Source organism: uncultured Lactobacillus sp. (assembly GCF_947367125.1).
GTDB lineage: Bacteria > Bacillota > Bacilli > Lactobacillales > Lactobacillaceae > Lactobacillus.
Window position 1 is genome coordinate 14,522 of the sequence record NZ_CANBCQ010000017.1, and the last position, 21,293, is coordinate 35,814.

General features: G+C 36.5%; 18 protein-coding genes. All 18 read right to left on the bottom strand.

Translation table 11 applies throughout. From position 1 onward, the window contains the following. Positions 1-33: 33 nt before the first annotated feature. A complete protein-coding gene (gene dnaK, locus Q0Y84_RS06000) occupies positions 34-1,899 on the bottom strand; it encodes a molecular chaperone DnaK (protein WP_297951631.1) in 1,866 nt (621 codons plus the stop codon). Between the two features lie 16 nt (positions 1,900-1,915). After that, a complete protein-coding gene (gene grpE / locus Q0Y84_RS06005) occupies positions 1,916-2,494 on the bottom strand; it encodes a nucleotide exchange factor GrpE (RefSeq protein WP_297951632.1) in 579 nt (192 codons plus the stop codon). 12 nt (positions 2,495-2,506) lie between these two features. Beyond that, positions 2,507-3,556: a heat-inducible transcriptional repressor HrcA gene (hrcA, locus tag Q0Y84_RS06010; RefSeq protein WP_297951633.1), complete on the bottom strand. Its 1,050-nt coding sequence runs from the start codon at positions 3,554-3,556 to the stop codon at positions 2,507-2,509. A 137-nt stretch (positions 3,557-3,693) separates the two neighbouring features. Then, positions 3,694-4,644 (bottom strand): riboflavin biosynthesis protein RibF, encoded by a 951-nt coding sequence (ribF, locus tag Q0Y84_RS06015; protein ID WP_297951634.1) that lies wholly within the window; start codon positions 4,642-4,644, stop codon positions 3,694-3,696. A gap of 5 nt (positions 4,645-4,649) precedes the next feature. Next, on the bottom strand, positions 4,650-5,543 hold the full coding sequence (truB, locus tag Q0Y84_RS06020) for a tRNA pseudouridine(55) synthase TruB (protein ID WP_297951635.1): 894 nt from the start codon (positions 5,541-5,543) through the stop codon (positions 4,650-4,652). A gap of 52 nt (positions 5,544-5,595) precedes the next feature. Next, complete coding sequence (locus Q0Y84_RS06025; protein WP_297951636.1) at positions 5,596-5,961, bottom strand: ribosome-binding factor A; 366 nt, start codon at positions 5,959-5,961, stop codon at positions 5,596-5,598. Positions 5,962-5,980: 19 nt separating this feature from the next. After that, positions 5,981-8,599 (bottom strand): translation initiation factor IF-2, encoded by a 2,619-nt coding sequence (gene infB, locus Q0Y84_RS06030; protein WP_297951637.1) that lies wholly within the window; start codon positions 8,597-8,599, stop codon positions 5,981-5,983. Between the two features lie 4 nt (positions 8,600-8,603). Next, positions 8,604-8,915: a ribosomal L7Ae/L30e/S12e/Gadd45 family protein gene (locus Q0Y84_RS06035; protein ID WP_297951638.1), complete on the bottom strand. Its 312-nt coding sequence runs from the start codon at positions 8,913-8,915 to the stop codon at positions 8,604-8,606. 2 nt (positions 8,916-8,917) lie between these two features. Further along, positions 8,918-9,214 (bottom strand): YlxR family protein, encoded by a 297-nt coding sequence (locus tag Q0Y84_RS06040; protein WP_297951639.1) that lies wholly within the window; start codon positions 9,212-9,214, stop codon positions 8,918-8,920. Positions 9,215-9,222: 8 nt separating this feature from the next. After that, positions 9,223-10,443 carry a transcription termination factor NusA gene (gene nusA, locus Q0Y84_RS06045; RefSeq protein WP_297951640.1) on the bottom strand — a complete coding sequence of 407 codons (1,221 nt, stop codon included), beginning with the start codon at positions 10,441-10,443 and terminating at the stop codon, positions 9,223-9,225. A gap of 19 nt (positions 10,444-10,462) precedes the next feature. Continuing rightward, a complete protein-coding gene (rimP, locus tag Q0Y84_RS06050) occupies positions 10,463-10,939 on the bottom strand; it encodes a ribosome maturation factor RimP (protein WP_297951641.1) in 477 nt (158 codons plus the stop codon). A gap of 110 nt (positions 10,940-11,049) precedes the next feature. After that, positions 11,050-15,366, bottom strand: coding sequence for a PolC-type DNA polymerase III (locus Q0Y84_RS06055; RefSeq protein WP_297951642.1), 4,317 nt, complete (start codon positions 15,364-15,366; stop codon positions 11,050-11,052). Between the two features lie 5 nt (positions 15,367-15,371). Further along, positions 15,372-17,069 (bottom strand): proline--tRNA ligase, encoded by a 1,698-nt coding sequence (locus Q0Y84_RS06060; RefSeq protein WP_297951644.1) that lies wholly within the window; start codon positions 17,067-17,069, stop codon positions 15,372-15,374. Between the two features lie 39 nt (positions 17,070-17,108). Further along, positions 17,109-18,365: an RIP metalloprotease RseP gene (rseP, locus tag Q0Y84_RS06065; RefSeq protein WP_297951645.1), complete on the bottom strand. Its 1,257-nt coding sequence runs from the start codon at positions 18,363-18,365 to the stop codon at positions 17,109-17,111. Positions 18,366-18,376: 11 nt separating this feature from the next. After that, positions 18,377-19,192, bottom strand: coding sequence for a phosphatidate cytidylyltransferase (locus tag Q0Y84_RS06070; RefSeq protein WP_297951646.1), 816 nt, complete (start codon positions 19,190-19,192; stop codon positions 18,377-18,379). Positions 19,193-19,194: 2 nt separating this feature from the next. After that, on the bottom strand, positions 19,195-19,929 hold the full coding sequence (locus tag Q0Y84_RS06075) for an isoprenyl transferase (RefSeq protein ID WP_297951647.1): 735 nt from the start codon (positions 19,927-19,929) through the stop codon (positions 19,195-19,197). A gap of 2 nt (positions 19,930-19,931) precedes the next feature. Further along, on the bottom strand, positions 19,932-20,489 hold the full coding sequence (gene frr, locus Q0Y84_RS06080; RefSeq protein ID WP_297951649.1) for a ribosome recycling factor: 558 nt from the start codon (positions 20,487-20,489) through the stop codon (positions 19,932-19,934). Next, positions 20,489-21,214: a UMP kinase gene (gene pyrH / locus Q0Y84_RS06085; protein ID WP_297951650.1), complete on the bottom strand. Its 726-nt coding sequence runs from the start codon at positions 21,212-21,214 to the stop codon at positions 20,489-20,491. Before pyrH ends, frr begins: the two co-directional genes overlap by 1 nt. Between the last annotated feature and the right edge of the window lie 79 nt (positions 21,215-21,293).

Sequence of the window (21,293 nt, forward strand, 5' to 3'; positions counted from 1 at the left end):
GTTCTTTTCTCCTTTTGTTTAATTATAAACCCATTACTTGTTTGGATCTACTTTGTGGAATTCACCATCTTGGGCACCACCGTTATTGCCGTCATTATTTGAATTGCCACCTTGTGAGCCTTGGGGACCTGCTTGTGGGCCAGCTTGACCAGCAGCACCTTGAGCACCGCCATTTTGTTGGTAAAGCTTAACAGCTAAATCTTGAGCAGCCTTAGACAAAGCATCCTTCTTTTCCTTCATTTCGTCCAAGTTGTTGTCCTTTTGAGCCTTCTTCAAAGCTTCAAGAGCATCTTCGACTGGCTTACGATCTGAATCTGAAAGCTTATCCTTAGTATCCTTTAAAGTCTTGTCAGTAGTGAAGATTAATTGATCAACTTCGTTTCTAAGGTCTGCTTCTTCTTTACGCTTCTTATCTTCATCAGCGTGTTCTTCAGCATCCTTTTGCATACGTTTAATTTCTTCATCTGACAAACCGGATGAACTCTTAATAGTAATCTTTTGTTCCTTACCAGTACCCATATCCTTAGCAGATACATTTACAATACCGTTCTTGTCGATATCGAAAGTAACTTGAATTTGAGGAACACCACGTGGTGCTGGTGGAATATCAGTTAATTCAAAGCGTCCTAAAGTCTTGTCGTCTGCTGCCATTGGACGTTCACCTTGCAATACGTGAACATCTACGGCTGGTTGATTATCAGCAGCAGTTGAGAAGATTTGACTCTTGGAAGTTGGAATAGTTGTGTTTCTATCAATTAACTTAGTAAAGACACCACCCATAGTTTCAATACCAAGTGATAATGGAGTAACATCAAGCAAAACGATGTCCTTAACATCACCTGAAATAACACCACCTTGAATAGCAGCACCCATGGCTACGGCTTCATCAGGGTTAATTGAGTGGTCAGGTTCCTTACCAGCCCATTCTTTAACAGCTTTTTGAACAGCTGGAATACGAGTTGAACCACCATTCAAGATTACCTTATCAATGTCGTTAACAGTTAAACCAGCATCCTTTAATGCGTTATCAAATGGAACTTTAGTCTTTTCAACTAAATCTGCAGTTAATTCATCAAACTTAGCACGAGTTAAATCAGCTTCAAGGTGTAATGGACCAGCTTCACCAGCAGAAATAAATGGAAGTGAGATGTGAGTACTTGATACACCTGATAAGTCCTTCTTAGCTTTTTCTGCAGCATCCTTCAAACGTTGCATTGCCATCTTATCTTTAGACAAGTCAACGCCATTTTCATCCTTAAAGTTCTTGATTAACCAATCCATAATTCGGTGGTCAAAGTCATCACCACCAAGGTGAGTATCACCATTAGTTGATAATACTTGGAAGACACCGTCGCCTAATTGCAATACAGAAACATCAAATGTACCACCACCAAGGTCATATACCAAAACTTTTTCGTCTTGATCCTTATTTAAACCAAAGGCCAATGCTGAAGCAGTTGGTTCATTGATGATTCTTTGAACATTTAAACCAGCAATCTTACCAGCATCTTTAGTAGCTTGACGTTGAGCATCGTTAAAGTAAGCAGGAACAGTAATAACTGCATCCTTAACTTCTTCACCTAAGTAATCTTCTGAGAACTTCTTGATGTATTGTAAAATAAATGCTGAAATTTCTTGTGGTGTGTATTCCTTGTCACCCACCTTAACTTTGTAATCAGCTTCACCCATGTGTCGCTTAATTGAAACAATAGTGTTAGGGTTGGTAATAGCTTGACGCTTGGCAACTTCACCAACTTGAATTTCACCATCTTTAAAAGCAACTACTGAAGGAGTAGTACGGTTACCTTCTGGATTAGTAATAATTTTTGGTTCCTTACCTTCAAGAACTGCAACTGCTGAGTTAGTAGTTCCGAGGTCAATCCCAATAACTTTTGACATATATTAGCTTCCTCTCCTATTGAGCAACAACAACCATTGCTGGTCTTAGTGTTCTATCTTTATATTGATATCCTTTTTGTAAAACCTGAACAACGTGATCTTTTTGATCATCATTCTCAGCTGCTACTGTTTGAACAGCCTGATGTAATGTCGGATCAAATTTTACGCCATCAGCCTTAATTTCAACTACATCATGATCTTTCATGGCCTTTACAAGTGCATCCAGGGTCATTTGTACCCCTTTCTTCAATTGCTTAGACACATCGTCATCCGCTTCAACACTCAAGGCTCTTTCCAAATTATCCATTGCAGGTAAAATATCTTTGGCTAAGCTTTGAGATTCATATTTGATGAGTTGAGCACGTTCTTTTGCATAGCGATTTTGCATATTTTGAATTTCTGCTTCACTACGCAGGTATTTATCTTCAAGATCTTTATTTTTTTCTTTTAAATTAGCTACTTCTTCAGCTAATTTTTGATCTTGCTTTTGATCTTCTTTTTTGTGTTCTTCGCCTTTAATTGGCGCTTTTTTGGTCTTAGATTCAGAATTTTCTTTCTCTAAATTCTTTTCACTTGGAAATTCTTCTTTACTCACGGCTAACCTCCTTTATTGAAACTTGCCGTAATAATCAAGTAACTTTTTAGCTAACTCATTTCTAAAATATTCTAGCAACCCAATCATTTGTGAATACGGCATATTCGTTGGCCCAAGTAAAGCAATCGTTCCTTTACCATGGGAGCCGACACTATATTCAGCTGTCAGCAGACTATAGTTCTTTAACAAATCGTTCGACAATTCTGATCCTAACTTAACCTTTACCGGATACTTGCCAGCTTTGGGATCAGTCTTCACATCCATCAAGTTAGAAAACAGATTATCATGATCAATCAGTTCATAAAGAGAACGAATATCATTTACATTATGCTCAGATGTATTATTCAACAAATTAATTTGTCCATCAACATACATCTGCTCACTAGCTGCATCCTTCACCACATCTTCAACCAAACTAAGTAGTTCAGTTACATGCTCGCCGCCTAACTCACTCTTAGCTAGTTCGCTAAGTAATGAGACATTAATCTCATTCAAGCTTTTTCCTACAAACTGATCGTTAATCATGCGGACAGCCTTTTCAACTTCTTCACCATGAATATTATGTGGTAAAGCATAAACTTGATTCTGAATGTTACCATCACTTGTAACTAGAATTGCCATTATTTGCCTTGGCGACAAAGGAACAATTCTAAAGCCGGTAACCTTTACATCGTGACTTTCAGGACCTTCCGCAAATGCAGTATAATTTGTCAGATCTGAAAGAATTCTTGCAGCTTCTTGTACGATTTCATTTACTTGATGAAAAGGTCGATCTAATTGGCTTCCTATTGTACGATAGACAGACTCAGGTAACTGCAACGGCTCAACCAAATTGTCAAGATAATAACGATATCCTTCACTTGAAGGAATTCTGCCGCTTGAAGAATGAGTCTTTTCAATTAAACCTTGTTCCTCAAGTACAGCCATTTCATTTCTAATTGTTGCACTTGACACTTTGATTGGTAATTGTTTCATCACAGTCTTAGATCCCACAGGTTCATGTGTCTGGGTAAAGTCCGTAATTATTGTTTTTAAAATAAGCTCTTGACGCTCGGTCAACATATTATATCGCCCTCACTTTTAGCACTCACATCTCTCAGGTGCTAACAAATAATATGATACCAGAAATTAGCACTAAATCAAGGGGATTGCTAATATTATTCAAAAAAATACGCACTTTTTTCAAAGTACGTATCATTTTACTGCTTTTCATTAAAATAGGTTCTAATTTCTTGTTCATCTTGCTCAAGCTGCTTTTTTAATTCGGACAGTCCTGCAAACTTCTTTTCTCCTCTGGTATATTTATACCATTTGATTTTCATTGGTTCACCATAAATATCCTGATCAAAATCAAACAAATTAGATTCAATATATATCCTTTTATCCTGATTGATGGTTACATTGTAACCAACGCTAGTCATTGATTCATACCATTTACCATTAACTTCAGTTTTAGTGGCATAAACCCCAATCTTAGGAATTACTTTATGCTCAGCCCAGACCAAATTAGCTGTTGGATAGCCCAACTTATGACCATTACGCTTTCCATGGCCGATAATGCCACTCATCACATAATGATGACCCATTAACTTTGTAGCTAATTCCATCTTTCCATCCCTAATCGCCTGTCGAATTTCAGTGGAGCCAATTTTTTTACCATTAAAAATTTGTTTAGGCATGACTACAATATCAAAGCGACCTTTAGCATACTCAGGCAGATTACTCATATTAGCAACATCTTTTGGTCCATAGGTATAATCAAAACCTGCTACTACAGTATCAGTCTTTAATCTCACAATGACATTATCAACAAATTCTTGCGCAGAAATTTGACTGAAATTTTTGGTAAATGGCATAACAGCTAAATAATCGACTCCCAATTCTGCCATTTTATCAGCTTTTTCTTCTAACGTTTCTAAGTATTTGAAATCACGTTTTGATTCATAAACTTCCTTAGGATGCCGATCAAAAGTTAACACAACTAATGGTATTTTTTTTCGTAAAGCAATTTCTTTTGCTTTATTAATTAAACGCTGGTGCCCCAAATGAACTCCATCGAAAAAGCCTAAGGCAAGGACAATTTTGGTAGATAAAATATTTTTCTTAACTGGATAAGTTAAATGAACGATTTTCACAACTAATTCCTTCATTTCAATTATTCATTTTGAAGTAGCATTAAACTTGGACGATAAAGTTTGCCCTTTTTCTCATAAATTGCTTTAACTTTTTGACCATAACGCAAAGCAACTTTTGCGGCATCCGTTTCAAGTGAAATGCCCGCTCCATTTTTCGCTTTAAGCCACTTCCCCTCAGTTAAGTCAATCTGAGGATATTCTCTAAAGAACGCATCAATCGGTTGAATAAGTTCCGCAGCTTTCTCTGGATTTTCTTCAATCTCTTTTAATTTTACCGCTTGTGCAATGTCAAAGCCAGAACTAGCTATTCTTCTTAAATAAGTCATTACTGCTGGACAAGCCATTTTTTCGCCTAAATCATTGACTAATGATCTAACATAGGTTCCTTTACTACATTTAATTTTAAAATCAAAACTTTCTTGACCTTTTTCGGCATCAAATTCAGGTTCTTTTGTTAAATCATACTGTTCAACTTGAACTGTTCTTTGAGGTCGTTCAACTTCAATTCCTTCACGCGCGTATTCGTAAAGATGCTTACCATTGACCTTAACTGCTGAATAAATAGGCGGAACTTGCACAATTTCACCTAAAAATTTATTCATGTTCGTTTGAATATTTTCAATAGAAAAAGGCTGTACTAATTTTTGAGTATTTAAAATTGTCCCCGTTGCATCATAACTATCTGTACTATAGCCAAACAATCCTTTTCCAATATATTCTTTCGGTCTAGTATGCATCATTTCAATTAATTTGGTTGCTTGACCGATAGCAATTGGTAAAACCCCTGTCACTTCAGGATCAAGGGTACCCGCATGACCGATTTTTTTAATATGTAAAGCGCGGCGCAAATGATATACCACATCCGCACTAGTCATTCCTTTGTCCTTATCAATAACCAGAATTCCGTTTAGCATGTGTCTTCCCTATCTATATAAATAAAAAAGGCGCCTTAACGGCGCCTTTTCTTTATTTGCTTTCCCGTTCAGCATCTTGTTTCTTAACTTCCGCAATTAAACGGTCAATCTTACTACCATATAGCACTGAATTATCACGCTTAAAAATCAGTTCAGGAACTTTATATACAGTTAAGGTTTGACCCAGCAAATGGCGCATCATGCCCTTTGCTTTTTCAAAACCTGCCTGAACCTCTTCTTCCTTGTGTTCATCTTCAGTCAAAAGACTGTAATAAACAGTTGCATATGAAAGATCATTCGTGCATTCAACAGCAGTAATGGTTACTCCACTTAAACGTGGATCACGAATATTCTTTTGTAAAATCTTAGTCAATTCACGCAGAATTTCGCCTTCAACACGACCAATTCTATGCTTCATGTTATCCTCCTAAAAAATATTACTTAGGTTCAACTTGTTGCATTTCGTAAACTTCGAATTCGTCGCCAACTTTAATATCGTTGTAGTCCTTAATAGTCAAGCCACAATCGTTACCTTGCTTAACTTCTTTGACATCGTCCTTAAATCTCTTGAGTGATGCGATTTCACCATCATATTTAACGATACCGTCACGAATAACCCTAATCTTAGAATCATTTTTAACTAAGCCTTTATCAACAAAGGAACCTGCAATTGTACCAACTTTAGAAACTTTCCAAGTTTCACGAACAGTAAGGTTACCAATAACCTTTTCTTCATAAGTTGGTTCAAGCATACCCTTCATTGCGGCAGTAACATCATCAATAGCCTTGTAAATAATACTGTATAAACGAATATCTACGCCATCAGTTTCAGCTTGACTCTTAGCAGTCGCAGTTGGACGAACATTGAATCCAATAATAAATGCATTTGATGCACCAGCTAAAGTTACATCTGATTCATTAATAGCACCTACACCAGAGTGAATAATGTTTACTCGAACACCCTCAACTTCGATCTTTTCAAGTGATTGTTGCAAGGCTTCTACAGAACCTTGAACATCAGCCTTTAAGACAATGTCAACTTCCTTCATGTTTTCCTTCTTCATAGTATCGAAGAGGTTATCAAGGGTTACGTGTTGAACATTTTCACGAGACTTTTGCAAAGCTTGTTGTGCTCTAGCTTCACCAACACTTCTAGCGGTCTTTTCATCCTTAAATTCGACTAATTTATCAGCAGATTCTGGCACATCGTTTAAACCAGTGATTTCAACAGGTTCTGATGGAGTAGCCCTCTTAACCTGGCGACCGCGATCGTTAGTCATAGTACGAACACGACCAAATGTGTCACCAACAACAATTGGATCACCAACATTTAGTGTACCTTGTTGAATTAAAACGTCAGCTACAGGTCCACGACCACGTGACAATCGAGCTTCAATAACAGTACCAATTGCCATTTCAGTTGGATTAGCCTTAAGTTCCATCACATCAGCTTGTAACAAAATCATTTGCAATAAGTCATCAACATTTTGACCAGTTTTAGCTGAAATATTAACAAAGATAGTGTCACCACCGTAATCTTCTGGAATTAAATTATATTTCATTAATTCTTCAGTTACGTGTTGTGGATTTGCACCAGGTTTATCCATCTTGTTGATTGCAACAATAATTGGAACATTGGCACTCTTAGCGTGGTCAATTGCTTCTACAGTCTGTGGCATTACACCGTCATCTGCAGCAACAACTAAAACAACGATATCAGTAATTTCAGCACCACGTGCACGCATATTAGAGAATGCGGCGTGTCCTGGTGTATCTAAGAATGTGATCAAACGATCATCTAATCTAACTTGGTAGGCACCAATCTTCTGTGTAATACCACCAGCTTCATGAGCAGAAACATGAGTATGACGCAGACGGTCAAGCAAAGTAGTCTTACCGTGGTCAACGTGTCCCATGATAGTAACAACTGGTGGACGCTTAACCTGGTTCTTAGACTTCTTTGACTCTTCCATTCGCTTATCATAAATATTATCAATGTCAGAGATATCTTCATGAATCTTTTGTTCAGCATTAATGCCATATTCAGCAGCCAAAAGCTCGATCGTATCTTTATCTAAAGATTGATTTTGGTTAGTCATCACACCAAGCATAAATAATTTCTTAACAATTTCAGCTGGTTCACGGTGAATTAACTTACCAATATCTTGAGCGTTCATGCCCTCTTCATAAACTAAAGTTTCTGGTAATGGGCGTTCCTTACGCTTAGTAGGTGTCTTCTTTGGCTTTTGCTCTTGTTGACGCTTCTTATTTTTACGACGCTTTCTCTCTGAACGGTCTGAATGTTCGCTACGACCATTACCAAATTGATTCTTACCCTTACGTCCTGGTTTACCCATGTTGCGACCACGATTATTATCGCGCTTTTCTTCCTTTGGAGCCTCAGGAATAGAAACTTGTACACGCTCCTTAGCTGAAGCTGCAGGTTGATTCTTCTTCAAACGAGCTGGAGAAGGCTTTAAAATCTTAGGACCAATAACTTTCTTTTCTACTGGTTCTGCTTTTTTCTTAGTATTATTGTTATGATTAGTTGTTTTCTTAGTATCTTTCACTGGCTGTTCTTGTTTTGGATGTCTTAATTGTTCATGATATTCTTTTCTGGCTTTTTGGGCTTCACGATTAAGTTGTCCCTCTTCTGCACGTTGCTTTTGCTTAAATTGTTGCAACAAGGCAGCAGCCTTAGGCTTACTTGCATTATTAGTTCTATGATCACGGTCATTTCTATTTTCACGACCATGATTATTTGAATGACGCTTATTATTACGTCTCTTAGAATTTTTAGAACCATTATCTTCTTGTTTCTTTTCATTCTTTCGAATTGAAGAAACAGAAATCTTAATTTTGTTATTCTTTTTATTAGAAGCTTTTTCAACGGGAGCGGAGTTTTGGAAACTACTCTTTAACTTTGCAACCTGCGCATCATCTATTGATGACATATGGTTCTTTACATCAAAGCCCAATTCTTTTGCTTTTTGGACTACAACTTTATTATCGACGCCAACTTCTTTTGCGATTTCATAAATTCTTTTCTTTGCCATCCAATCACACTCCTTCATTTACTTTTTTAACTAATGCCTTAGCAAAACCAGCATTAGTTAATCCTAAAACCTTGCGTTTCTTACCAATTGCTTTGGACAATTCACTGGCAGTAAACATAGTTATCATAGGAATATTATCTTTTCTGGCAGCGCGGTTTACCTTTTCAGCTGTATTGTCTTGGACATCACTAGCCATAATAACTGCTTTGATTTTATGCTTGTTAAGTTCACTAATAACTGTTTCTGTACCTGTAGTTAATTTACCGGCACGCTTAGCTAAACCTAACAAATTAATTGCTTTTTGTCTATTTTGCAATCTTATTTATCACCAAATAATTCTTTTCTTGCTTTTTGATGATCAACATAAGAATAAAGTTCATCATAAAAAGTGTCTGGAACTTTAGCACCCAAGCTACGTTCCAAGACATGCTTTTCTTTAGCAGCTTCAATCTTAGTTGGATCAAGTGAAACATATGCACCACGACCAGCTTTTTTACCAGTTGGATCAACAAATACATTCTTTTCTTTATCAATGACAATGCGCACTAGTTCTTTCTTAGGCTGCATTGTATCGGTTAATAAATCCTTCCGCATTGGGATTTTTCTTTTTTTCAAAAAATCACCTATTCTTCAGTTTTATCTTCTTCGCTTGAATCTTCTGCGGTAGCGTCATCATTTGCTACTTCATCACTAACAGGAGCAGATGCTGCTTCTGTGTCTTCAACATTTTCAGTAACTTCGTTACTATCTGAATCTACAGTTTCATCCTTAGTGTCAGCTGAATCATTAGATTTTTCATCTACAAATTCTACTTCAGATTCAGGACGAATATCAATCTTATAGCCTGTCAAACGAGCAGCCAAACGAACATTTTGACCTTTCTTCCCAATTGCAAGTGATAATTGATAATCTGGCACAATGACCAAGGCACTCTTTTCTTCCTCGTCATCACCAAATTGAACAGCAATTACTTCTGCTGGATTCAATGCATTGGCAATAAAGTCAGATGGATCTTCTTCGTATTTAACGATATCGATATTTTCGCCACCGAGTTCATTAACTACATTTTGTACACGAGCACCTTTTTGACCAACGCAGGTACCTACAGGGTCAATGTTAGGATCATTTGACTTAACTGCCATCTTGGTCCGGTCACCTGCTTCACGAGCAATTGAAACGATTTCAACAGTTCCATCATAAATTTCTGGAACTTCTTGTTCAAATAATCGCTTAACCATATCTGGAGCAGTTCTAGAAACAGTAATTTGTGCTCCTTTACTATCTGAACCAACATGGGTTACAAGTACACGAATTTGATCCTGTGGGTTATAAACTTCATTTGGCATCTGATCACGATGAGGCATAACAGCTTCAACATTACCGATCTTAACATAGACGAAACGGTTATCGCGTCTTTCAACAGTTCCAGTAACCAATTCATCTTCATACTGTGAGTATTCATCGATAATATGATTTCTTTCTGCTTCACGCAAGCGTTGCATAATAACTTGCTTAGCAGTTTGAGCAGCAATTCGACCAAAGTTTTTAGGAGTTACTTCAAAACGAATTTCGTCGCCTACTTCATAAGCTCGGTTAATTGCTAAAGCATCTTTCAAGCTAACTTCTAGACGATCATCTTGAACTTCATCAACAACTGTTTTTACAGCCATGACTTTGAAGTTACCTTTTCTTTCGTCAAAATCAACTTCAACATTTTGTGCTTGATTATAATTTTTCTTGTATGCAGCTACCAAAGCGGCCTTAATTGCATCAACAATAACATCTTGCTTAATGCCCTTGGTCTTTTCCAAGGTAGCAAACGCTTCTAGCATTTCTTTAGACATAAGTTTTTGATCAGCCTTTCTAAAATTCAATTGCAAAACGTACATTTGCAATTAACTTACGGGGAACAGTTAATGTTTTTCGTCTTGTTTTATCTTTTATCTCTAATACGATCTCATCATCATTATAAGATTTTAATGTACCTTCATACATTTTCTTATCCTCAATTTTTTGATAAAGACCAATATGAATGTAATCATTCAGTGCTTTTTCCCAATCAGCTTTTGTTTTAATGGGACGTTCAGCACCTGGAGACGACAATTCCAAAACATAAGGATCAGGAAGCGGATCAGGATCAAGGGAATCCAGCTTTTCAGAAACAAGTTCACTTAAAGCTGCAATCTCATCAATGTCAATTCCATTTGGTTGACGATCAACATAGATGCGCAAATAATTTTGCCCTTTTTCTTTAACGTATTCCATATCAACTAACATGTCACCATGCTCATCAATAATTGTTTCGACAACTGGACGAACAGAATCTATAACTTTAGACAAAAATTTTCCTCCGTAATAAAAAGAGTGAGCATTACTGCTCACTCGAATTTACCTATTCGAACTTCTCTAGTAGTATACCACGTTTTGCATAATTTTGTAAAATTTAGTCTCTAGAAAAGCGATAATTGATTTTCGTCTGGCATTCCATCCAGAACACCATTTTCTTCAAAGTAATTCATAATAGTTTGTGAAACTTTTCCGCGCTTGGCCAAGTCTTCTTTGGATAAGAATTTCTTTTCAGCACGGGCAGCCACAATCTGCTTGGCTGCATTGTCTCCTAAACCTGGAACCGCATTGAACGGTGCTAAAATCGTGTTTTTATCTAAAATCTTAAAGTCTGTTGCTTCAGATTGATCAAGATCCACCATTTTAATTTTTATGCCTCGTTCTAGACATTCGTTAGCGATCTCTAAAACAGTTAACAAACTTTTATCCTTGGCTGAAGCATCCATTCCTTTATCCTGAATTTCTTTCATTGCTGCCTTAACAGTATTTTTACCATGACTCATGGCAACTAAGTCAAATAAATCAGCACGAACTGAGAAATAAGCAGTGTAATAAATTTCTGGATAATATACTTTAAACCAAGCAATTCGCAAAGCCATCAAAATATAAGCAGTAGCGTGCGCTTTAGGGAACATGTACTTAATCTTTAAACAAGAAGGAATATACCAATCTGGAATATTCTTATTCTTCTTCAAAACAGCCATATTTTCATCACTAATACCGCGACCATGACGAACCGATTCCATCGTAGAAAAGGCGACTTCTGGCTTAACTCCCCAGTGAATCAAGTCCATCATGATGTTATCACGACATCCAATTACGTTCTTTAATTTACAAATTCCCTGATTAATTAAATCTTCAGCATTGCCTAACCATACGTCGGTACCGTGAGACAAACCGGAAATCTGCAATAATTCAGAAAATGTGGTTGGCTTTGTTTCTTCTAGCATCCCTCTAACAAATCGTGTACCAAATTCCGGAACTCCTAATGTTCCCGTTTTTGACTGAATTTGTTCAGGTGTAACGCCTAAAATATCAGGACTTGAGAACAATGACATAACTCCAGGGTCATCTGGTGGAATAGTTAATGGATCAATTCCGGACAAATCCTGTAAGTGACGAATCATAGTTGGATCATCGTGTCCTAAGATATCAAACTTTAAAATGTTGTCATGGATTGAATGGAAATCATAGTGAGTAATTAGCCAAGCAGCATTTACATCATCAGCTGGATATGATACCGGAGTAAAGTCATAAATATCCATATCATCAGGAACAACAACAATTCCAGCTGGGTGCTGGCCTGTAGTTCTTTTAACACCACGAACCCCAGCAGCTAAACGATCAAGCTCTGCATTTCTCAATTTCAAATCGTGCTCTTCATCATAGTGCTTAGCATAACCATATGCAGTCTTATCTGCAACAGTCGCAATTGTTCCCGCACGATAAGAATTATCAGGTCCAAACATTACTCGAATAAAATTGTGAGCTACTGGCTGATAGTCACCTGAGAAGTTCAAATCGATATCAGGTACCTTATCTCCATGGAAACCTAAAAAAGTCGCAAATGGAATATCCTGTCCATCTTTAACTAAAGGAGTACCACACTTTGGACAATCTTTATCTGGCAAGTCAAACCCAGATCCATATTCACCATTTTCAAAAAATTGTGAATATTTACAATTAGGACAGCGATAATGCGGTGCTAACGGATTTACTTCCGTAATTCCTGACATTGTCGCTACTAAACTAGAACCAACAGAACCACGTGAACCTACCAAATAACCATCTTTATTGGATTTAGCTACTAGACGCTGAGAAATCAGATAAATAACCGCATACCCATTTGAAATAATTGAGTTCAATTCAAGATCAATTCGATCCTTAACAATCTTAGGTAGTGGCTTACCATATAACTCATAGGCCTTATCATAAGTCAGCTTTTTCATTTCTTCATCGGCATGTTCAATATGTGGTGGATATAAGCCATCTTTAATTGGCTCAATTTCCGTTATCTCATCAGCAATCTTATTAGTATTGTCAATGACGATTTCTTTAGCAACATCTTCGCCTAAAAATGAAAATGCGTCTAGCATCTCTTGTGTTGAATAAAAATGCAAATCTGGTTGTGGTTTGTTTCGATTAGGATTTGAACGTTGAGCTGCAATTAAAATTTTACGATAAATAGCATCCTTTTCGTCAACATAGTGAGCATCACTAGTAGCTACAACCGGCTTATTCAATTCCTTGCCCAACTTAACAATATTCTCAATAATTTCATGTAATTGATCCTCATCCTTGATCAATCCATCAGCAATCAACTGTGAATAAGTTGCAGGAGGTTGCACCTCAAGATAATCATAAAACTTAGCCTTTTCACGTGCTTCATCATATCCTTTTTGCATCATTGCAATAAAGACATCGCCTTGCCAACATCCTGAACCATAAAGCAATCCTTCATGTAAACGAGCCAAATCTGATTTAGGCGTACGAGGAATTCGGAAAAAGTCCTTGGTGCTGGCAATAGAAACTAGTTTATAAAGATTTTTTAATCCAGCTTGATCTTTGGCGAGAACTGTCATATGCGAAGGACGTGCACGTTTGTAAACCTCACCATGTGCGGCATAACCATTTAAATTATTTAAATTATTTAAATTATCTTCATGATACTTTTTATTAAAAGCATCTAATAATTTAAACATCAAATACCCAGTTGCTTCTGCATCTTGATTAGCACGGTGGTGATGCTCTAAAGAAACATTATATTTTTTAGCTAATGAATCTAAAGTATGGCGACTTTGTTCGGGGTGCAATAATCTTGATACTTCAAGCGTATCAACTACAGGCTGGGTAATCTCTTTTAGACCCGCCCGTCTTAATGCAGCATTAACAAACCCAACATCAAATTGAACATTATGTCCACATAGCGGCCGATCACCATAAAAATCTTGGAATTGTTTAATGACCACCGCTTCATCATCAGCAGCTCCAACCATTTCATCGGTAATTGAAGTTAAATTAATAGTTTGTTCGCTTAAAGGATGGTGCGGATTAATGAATTTATCAAAGCGTTCTAGTACTTCTCCATTCTTCATTTTAACTGCACCTATTTCGATAATGGTATCGTAAACAGATGATAATCCGGTAGTTTCCACGTCGAAGATAACAAACTCTCGATCTTCATACGTCATTGGCGCTGGATTTAAGACTAACAAAGCTTGATCATCAATCATATTAGCTTCTACACCATATAATATTTTCATATCCATGGCCTTACCAGTACTAAAAGCTTCAGGGAACGACTGCACATCCCCGTGATCGGTAATCGCAATTGCCTTTTGACCAAACTTTTTAGCTGTTTTAATAAAATCGGTTGGAGTATTAGTTGCATCAACTTGACTCATATTGGTATGAACATGAAGTTCTACACGTTTAGGTTCACCTTCATACTTTTCTGTTCGACCAATGTGTTCAACAGTCTGTAAACTATTAATATTGAAAACTACGTCATGAATATATTGATCATCTGCAACTGATCCCTGCATCTTGGCCCAGGTTCCTGGCTTAATTGCAGTTAATTCATCAATTTCATCTTTATTAGACACAAATTTCTTAAATGCAATTGAATCAGTGTAATCAGTAATTTCACCAGAAAAGATAACTGCACCAGATTTAAGTTCACGATTTTCAATATTGAAGATGTTTCCTTCAATCACAACATTACGAACACCATCTTCTAGTTCTTTAATTTGACTAATTGGTGCATTTTCATCTAATTTACGTTTACCATAATTGGTACGTCTCGTTGGATATTGCTTAGGTTGAGGTTTAGGCTTGTCAGGAGTCTTTTCAAAAACTTCTTGCATACTTTTTTCATGCTCTTGTTGTAGTTCCTGCAAACTTTCTAAATTATTTTTCGAACTAGTTTGATCAAGCTGGGTAATGAATTTTAAATTAAAGAAACCATAATCACGCATTTCTTCAGCCAAATCATCTAATGCCTTCTGTTCAATCAAGCCATCAATCACATTATTGTCAACCGGAATAACCCATCGACCATCAACCTTTTTAGGCTTTTGTCCAGCTAAAAATTCACGTGCTACTGGTTGTAAAATATTTGAATTTTGAACTGCATAATGCCAGTAATCTAGTAAATACTGATCTGAACCGTCAGCTGTTCCAACATAAAATCTTACATTTACAAATGAGGAAAATGTTTCCTCTATAGCTTTTCTTAATGCTACGTAGGTGTCATACATCAAAGGAGTATCAAAAAAAACGTGGATATCCCACCTGTGTTCTTTAGCGTAAACATCCACGTTTTCAACTTTTCCTTTTTGTAGAAGATCATTGTCTTCAAAACTATCAGGAAAGTGAACCTGTTTGAGCAATTTTAAGAAAAGATCGTTTTTATTTGCCACAAAAATTATCCTAACTCTTGATTTACAAACTTATCTAATTCATCAATTGACATTTCAGTTGCTTTGTCATCAGTTGGGCGTTTAACCTCAACAATGCCATCAGCAGCTTTTTTACCGATCGTAATTCTGATTGGTGCACCAACTAAGTCAGCATCAGCAAACTTAACCCCTGCACGTTCTTTACGATCATCGTATAAAACATCATACTTTTCACTGAATTTCTTTTCAAGTTTTTCAGCTAATTCAGTTTGATCTTCCTTGTTCATCTTCATTTGAACAATATGAATTGCAAATGGAGCAATTTCTTTTGGCCATGCTACACCACGTTCTGTCAAATGCTGTTCTACAGCAGCTGATAACATTCTAGTAACACCAATACCATATGAACCCATAATCACAGGCTTAGCTTTACCATTTTGATCCAAGAAGTCGGCGCCCATAGTTTTAGTATAGTAAGTGCCCAACTTAAAGATATGCCCAACTTCAATTGAAGTAGTGAATTTAAGTGGTAATTGGTCTACTGGATCTGGTTCGCCTTCATTTGCTACTCTAATATCAGCAAATTCGTCAACCTTAAAGTCACGATCTAAATTAGCATTTTCATATTGGTAATCAGTTTCGTTAGCGCCAACTACAACATTGTAAAGATTCTTAACGGTTTCATCGGCAATAATCTTATCTGCCCAATCAGCATTAACTGGACCTACACCACCTTTGGCACTACCAGTAATAGCCTCTAAATCCTCAGTATTTGCTTCACGAACTTCATCAGCATCTAAAACATGACCTAATTTTACTTCATTAATTTGCTTATCACCACGAATTAATACTAAAACTTTTTGATCGTCAGCAATATAAAGAATACCCTTCACGATTCTAGTAGCTGGAACGTCAAGAAACTTAGCTAACTTTTCAATGGTATCGCAATCTGGAGTTGCCACCTTATTTAATTCTTTTAACTCTTCTGGTTCTTGCTTAAAAGTATCAATACTTTTAGCCATTTCAAGGTTAGCAGCATAAGTACCCTTTTCATTAGTAGCAATAGTATCTTCACCAATTGCTGCTGGAGCTTGAAATTCAGTAGAATTCTTACCACCCATTGTTCCTGAGTCAGCAATTACTGGATGAACAGTAACACCTGCGCGTTTAAAGATACGCTTGTAAGCATTCTTTTGATCATCAAATTGTTCATCTAATTGATCACGAGTTGCTGCAAAACTATAACCGTCGAGCATCACAAATTCACGACCACGAAGAAGACCAAAACGAGGTCTATTTTCATCACGGAATTTAGTTTGAATTTGATACAAAGCAAGTGGCATTTGCTTATAACTCTTCAAGTTTTTAGCAATAATCTCAGTAAAGGTTTCTTCATGTGTAGGTCCAAGTAAACTTTCACGACCATGACGATCCTTTAATTTAAACATTTCTGCACCGTATTTCTTATAACGACCACTTTCTTGCCACAAAGTTGCAGGTAATAAGTGAGGCATGATCATCTCTGGAACATTAATCTTGTCCATTTCTTGTTCAATAATGTTTTCTGCCTTACGTAAAACACGGTAACCTAATGGAAGATAAGCATAAACACCTGCTGTAACTTGGCGAATATACCCACCTCTAATCATCAGCTTATGACTTTCAGCCACGGCATCTGATGGAGCTTCCTTTAAAGTTGGCATAAAAAATTTTGATTGACGCATTCTTATTCTTATCTCCTAAAGTAAAAATAAAATTATCTATTATTTTATAAAATAGCGATAAATATCATTGCCTGTAACTGCAATGATTAAAATTAATAATAAACCGAAACCAATTAATTCAACAACTGCTTCATGCTCTTCAGAAATTGGTTTCCCCCGAACTAATTCAATTAAGTTCAATAAAAGTTTACCACCATCAAGACCTGGAATCGGGATTAAATTTACAATTCCCAAATTAATCGAAATCATTCCCAAAAAGGCTAATACATAAGTAAAGCCCATTTGCGATACTTGTGAAGTTTGAGAGTAAATTCCAACTGGTCCTGACAACTTATTTAAACTGAAATGACTAAATAAATTGCCAACAGCTCTAAAAATTAAGCCAGTTGTTGATACAGCCGTATCCCATCCTCGCTTCAACTTAACAGCTGCACTTTCATTGCTCTTAGCTAAAATTCCGATTTGATAAACAGTTTGCTTTTGAATTTTGTGAGCTGTTGGTTTAACTGAAACTGTTCTAGTCCGACCATTTTTCTTTAATTCAAAACGTAAAGTTTTGCCTTTACTTTGATTAATCTCTTGCGATACTTGTTCAAAATCAGTAATTCTATGACCATTAATTGCCATAATCTGATCGCCTGCTACAATTTTTGCAGCACGGGCTGGTGAATTGGCCTGAGTTGAACCAACTGTAGTTGTTGCTGGTCCTGGAACTGTAAATGTCCAAATTAAAAATACTACAAAACCTAGAAGAATATTCATAAAAGGACCAGCAAAATTAGTTGCAAGTTTCTGCCAAACATTAGCTTGATTAAATTGTGTATCTCGTGGTGCAATAATTAATTCAGTACCATTCTTTTCAATGATAGTTGCATCATGAGAAACATGATAACTTACTGGATTATTCTCGTCACCATTTTCGTAACCTTCGATTATTAAATCATCTACTAAATCAGCTTTGGTTACTTGTACAGGAATTCCTTCAATTGGAATTTCGCTTTCTGAAGCATCAATTCTAACAACTTCATTTTGCTTATTTAATTGTAAAACGACGGTCATTCCTGGATCGAGTTTACTTTCATCATCAGAACCCGCTAAACGAACATACCCACCAAGTGGTAACCAACGAATGGTATAAGTGGTGGGATTTCGTCTAATTTGAAAAAGTTTTGGGCCCATTCCAATTGAGAATTCTCTAACCAAGATCCCTGACTTTTTGGCTACAATAAAATGTCCAAATTCATGGACAAATACTAATATACCAAAAACGACGATAAAGATTAGTATACCCTTCAATAAAAATTCTCCTAATGAACAATACCTAAAATTGCTGCAACTACAGGCAAAACAAATAGCATACTATCAAAACGATCTAAAATGCCACCGTGACCTGGTAAAATTTTACCAGAGTCCTTTACACCATAGAAACGCTTATAAGCTGACTCAACTAAGTCACCCATTTGACCAACAATTGACAAGAAGAAGGCCAAAATAACCATTGTTAATTCTGACACACCAAAGTGAATGCCAAAACTACCGATAATTGCCATATAAATTGCGCTGCAAATTAAGGCACAAATAACTGCACCAATTGAGCCTTCCCATGTTTTATTAGGACTAATAACTGGCCATAATTTATGTTTACCAATCTTACGTCCAATCATGTAGGCACCAATATCAGTGGACCAAACAACAACAAAGACATAACCTAAAAGAGCTAAGCCATTTTGTGGATATGCTCTAATAGCTGCCATATAGTGAAAACCAATTCCAATATAAAGTGCAGCTAAAATATATACACCTACATCATCAAATGTAGTTTTATTCTTTGAAAGAACAGTCCAAGTCAAAAACAACATAATAATTCCATAGAACACACCTAATTTGGTAATATTCGAAGGAAATACTTTAAAAAATGAATCTGGAACTGTCCAAGTTAAGGTTGCAAGTAAAGCTAATAGGAAATCAAAAGAAACTAGAATTTGTTTCTTCATTAAAAAGATTTCGCTAATTCCGACTGCTGCAAATAATACAGTCAACCAATCCATCCAAAGGCCACCTGCGAGCACAATTGGAATAAAAAGACATAGGGCAACAATTGCCGTAATTGTACGTTGTTTCATAATTAACTATCCGATTCGTCTACCTTACCGAAGCGCCGATTGCGGTGCTTATAATCTTCTACAAATTTTGTTAAATCATTTTTGTCAAAATCTGGCCAATTTTTATCACTAAAAGCCAATTCTGAATATGCTAATTGCCATAATAAGAAATTAGAAATTCGCTGTTCACCAGAGGTTCTAATTAATAAGTCTGGATCTCGATAGGGGCCAAAATTACTTGTCATTAAGTGATTTGAAATCATCTCTTCAGTAATTTTTTCACTTGTAAGCAAGCCGGCTTCAATCATTCCGCCTAATTCCCTCATAGCAGAGGTAATTTCTCTTCTGGAGCCATAATTAAAAGCAAAATTCAAAATCAAGCCAGTATTATTAGCTGTTTCTGACATAGCACGCTGAACTATTCGATAAGTTTTCTCAGGTAATTCATCTAGATACCCCATAATGTTCACTTTGACATTATTTTCCATTAAAGTTGGCATATACTTGTCAAAAAAACGAACAGGAAGATTCATTAAATAAGCAACTTCTTCTTTAGGTCTGGCCCAATTTTCAGTAGAAAAAGCATAGAGCGTCAGTACTTTAATACCTAACTTATCAGCAGCTAAAGTAATCCGCTCAACATTATCCATTCCCTCGCGATGTCCAATAAAACGCGGCTTGTGTCTCTTTTTAGCCCAGCGACCATTACCATCCATAATAATGGCTAAATGATTTAATTCATTACCTTTACTACTCATCTTTAACCTTGAGTAATTTCCTTACGTTTTTCATCAGCAAGTTGATCAATTTGCTTAGCGGCATCATCAGTTACTTTTTGAACTTGTTTTTCTAAATTACGTTGTTCATCTTCAGTAATGTCACCATTCTTTTCGTCTTTCTTTAATGTATTCATTGCATCACGACGAACATTTCTAACAGCAATCTTAGCTTCTTCGGCAAACTTACCAACTTCCTTAGCGATTTCTTCTCTTCTTTCACCAGTAAGTTGAGGAATAACCAATCTAATTACCTTACCATCATTGGCAGGAGTTAAGCCCAAATTTGAAGCTAATAACGCATGCTCAATATCATCTAATGAGTTTTGATCATATGGTGTGATCAATAATACACGTGGTTCTGGAATAGTAATACTAGACATTTGAGTCAATGGAGTTGGTGCGCCATAGTATTCTACTTGAACATTATCAAGAAGAGCAGCATTAGCTACACCTGCACGGATAGAAGCCAAGCGCTTTTGATAGACCTTAATAGAATCAGCCATTTTTGTTTTTGCTTTTTCAATAGTTTCATTATTCATTATTTATCACCTCTAATAACAGTACCAATATTTTCACCTAATACAACCTTTTTAATGTTACCTGGGGTATTAACATTAAAGACAATTAATGGAATTTCAGTATCCATTGAAAGTGAACTAGCAGTTCTGTCCATAACCTTTAAGTCCTTTGAAATTAAATCAAGTTGTGTTAATTCTGAGAACTTAGTTGCTGAAGGATCAGTCTTTGGATCAGCTGAATAAACACCATCCACACCGTTTTTGGCCATCAAAATTACATCTGCGCCAATTTCAGCAGCACGAAGAGCTGCAGTAGTATCAGTTGAGAAGTAAGGATTACCAGTACCACCACCAAAGATAACTACACGACCTTTTTCAAGATGACGTAAAGCTCTTCTTCTAATGTAAGGCTCAGCAATTTGTCTCATTTCAATTGAAGTCTGCATTCTAGTTGGAACGCCAACTTTTTCAAGACCATCTTGTAAAGCTAAACCATTCATAATAGTTGCCAGCATTCCCATGTAATCTGCCTGGGCACGTTCCATACCCAGCTTAGCACCAGTCTCACCGCGCCACATGTTACCGCCACCGCAGACGATACCAATTTCAACGCCCAAATCGTGAACTGATTTGATTTCTTTAGCCAAGTGACTAATTACAGTTGGATTAATTCCCGTACCTTTATCACCTGCTAAAGCTTCTCCTGATATTTTTAAAATGATGCGTTTATATTTAACTTGACTCATAATGACCTCCTCTAATAGCTTTAATTATTCTACCATATCTAACACTGCAATGTCCCTTAGAAATAGAACACTAGAAAAA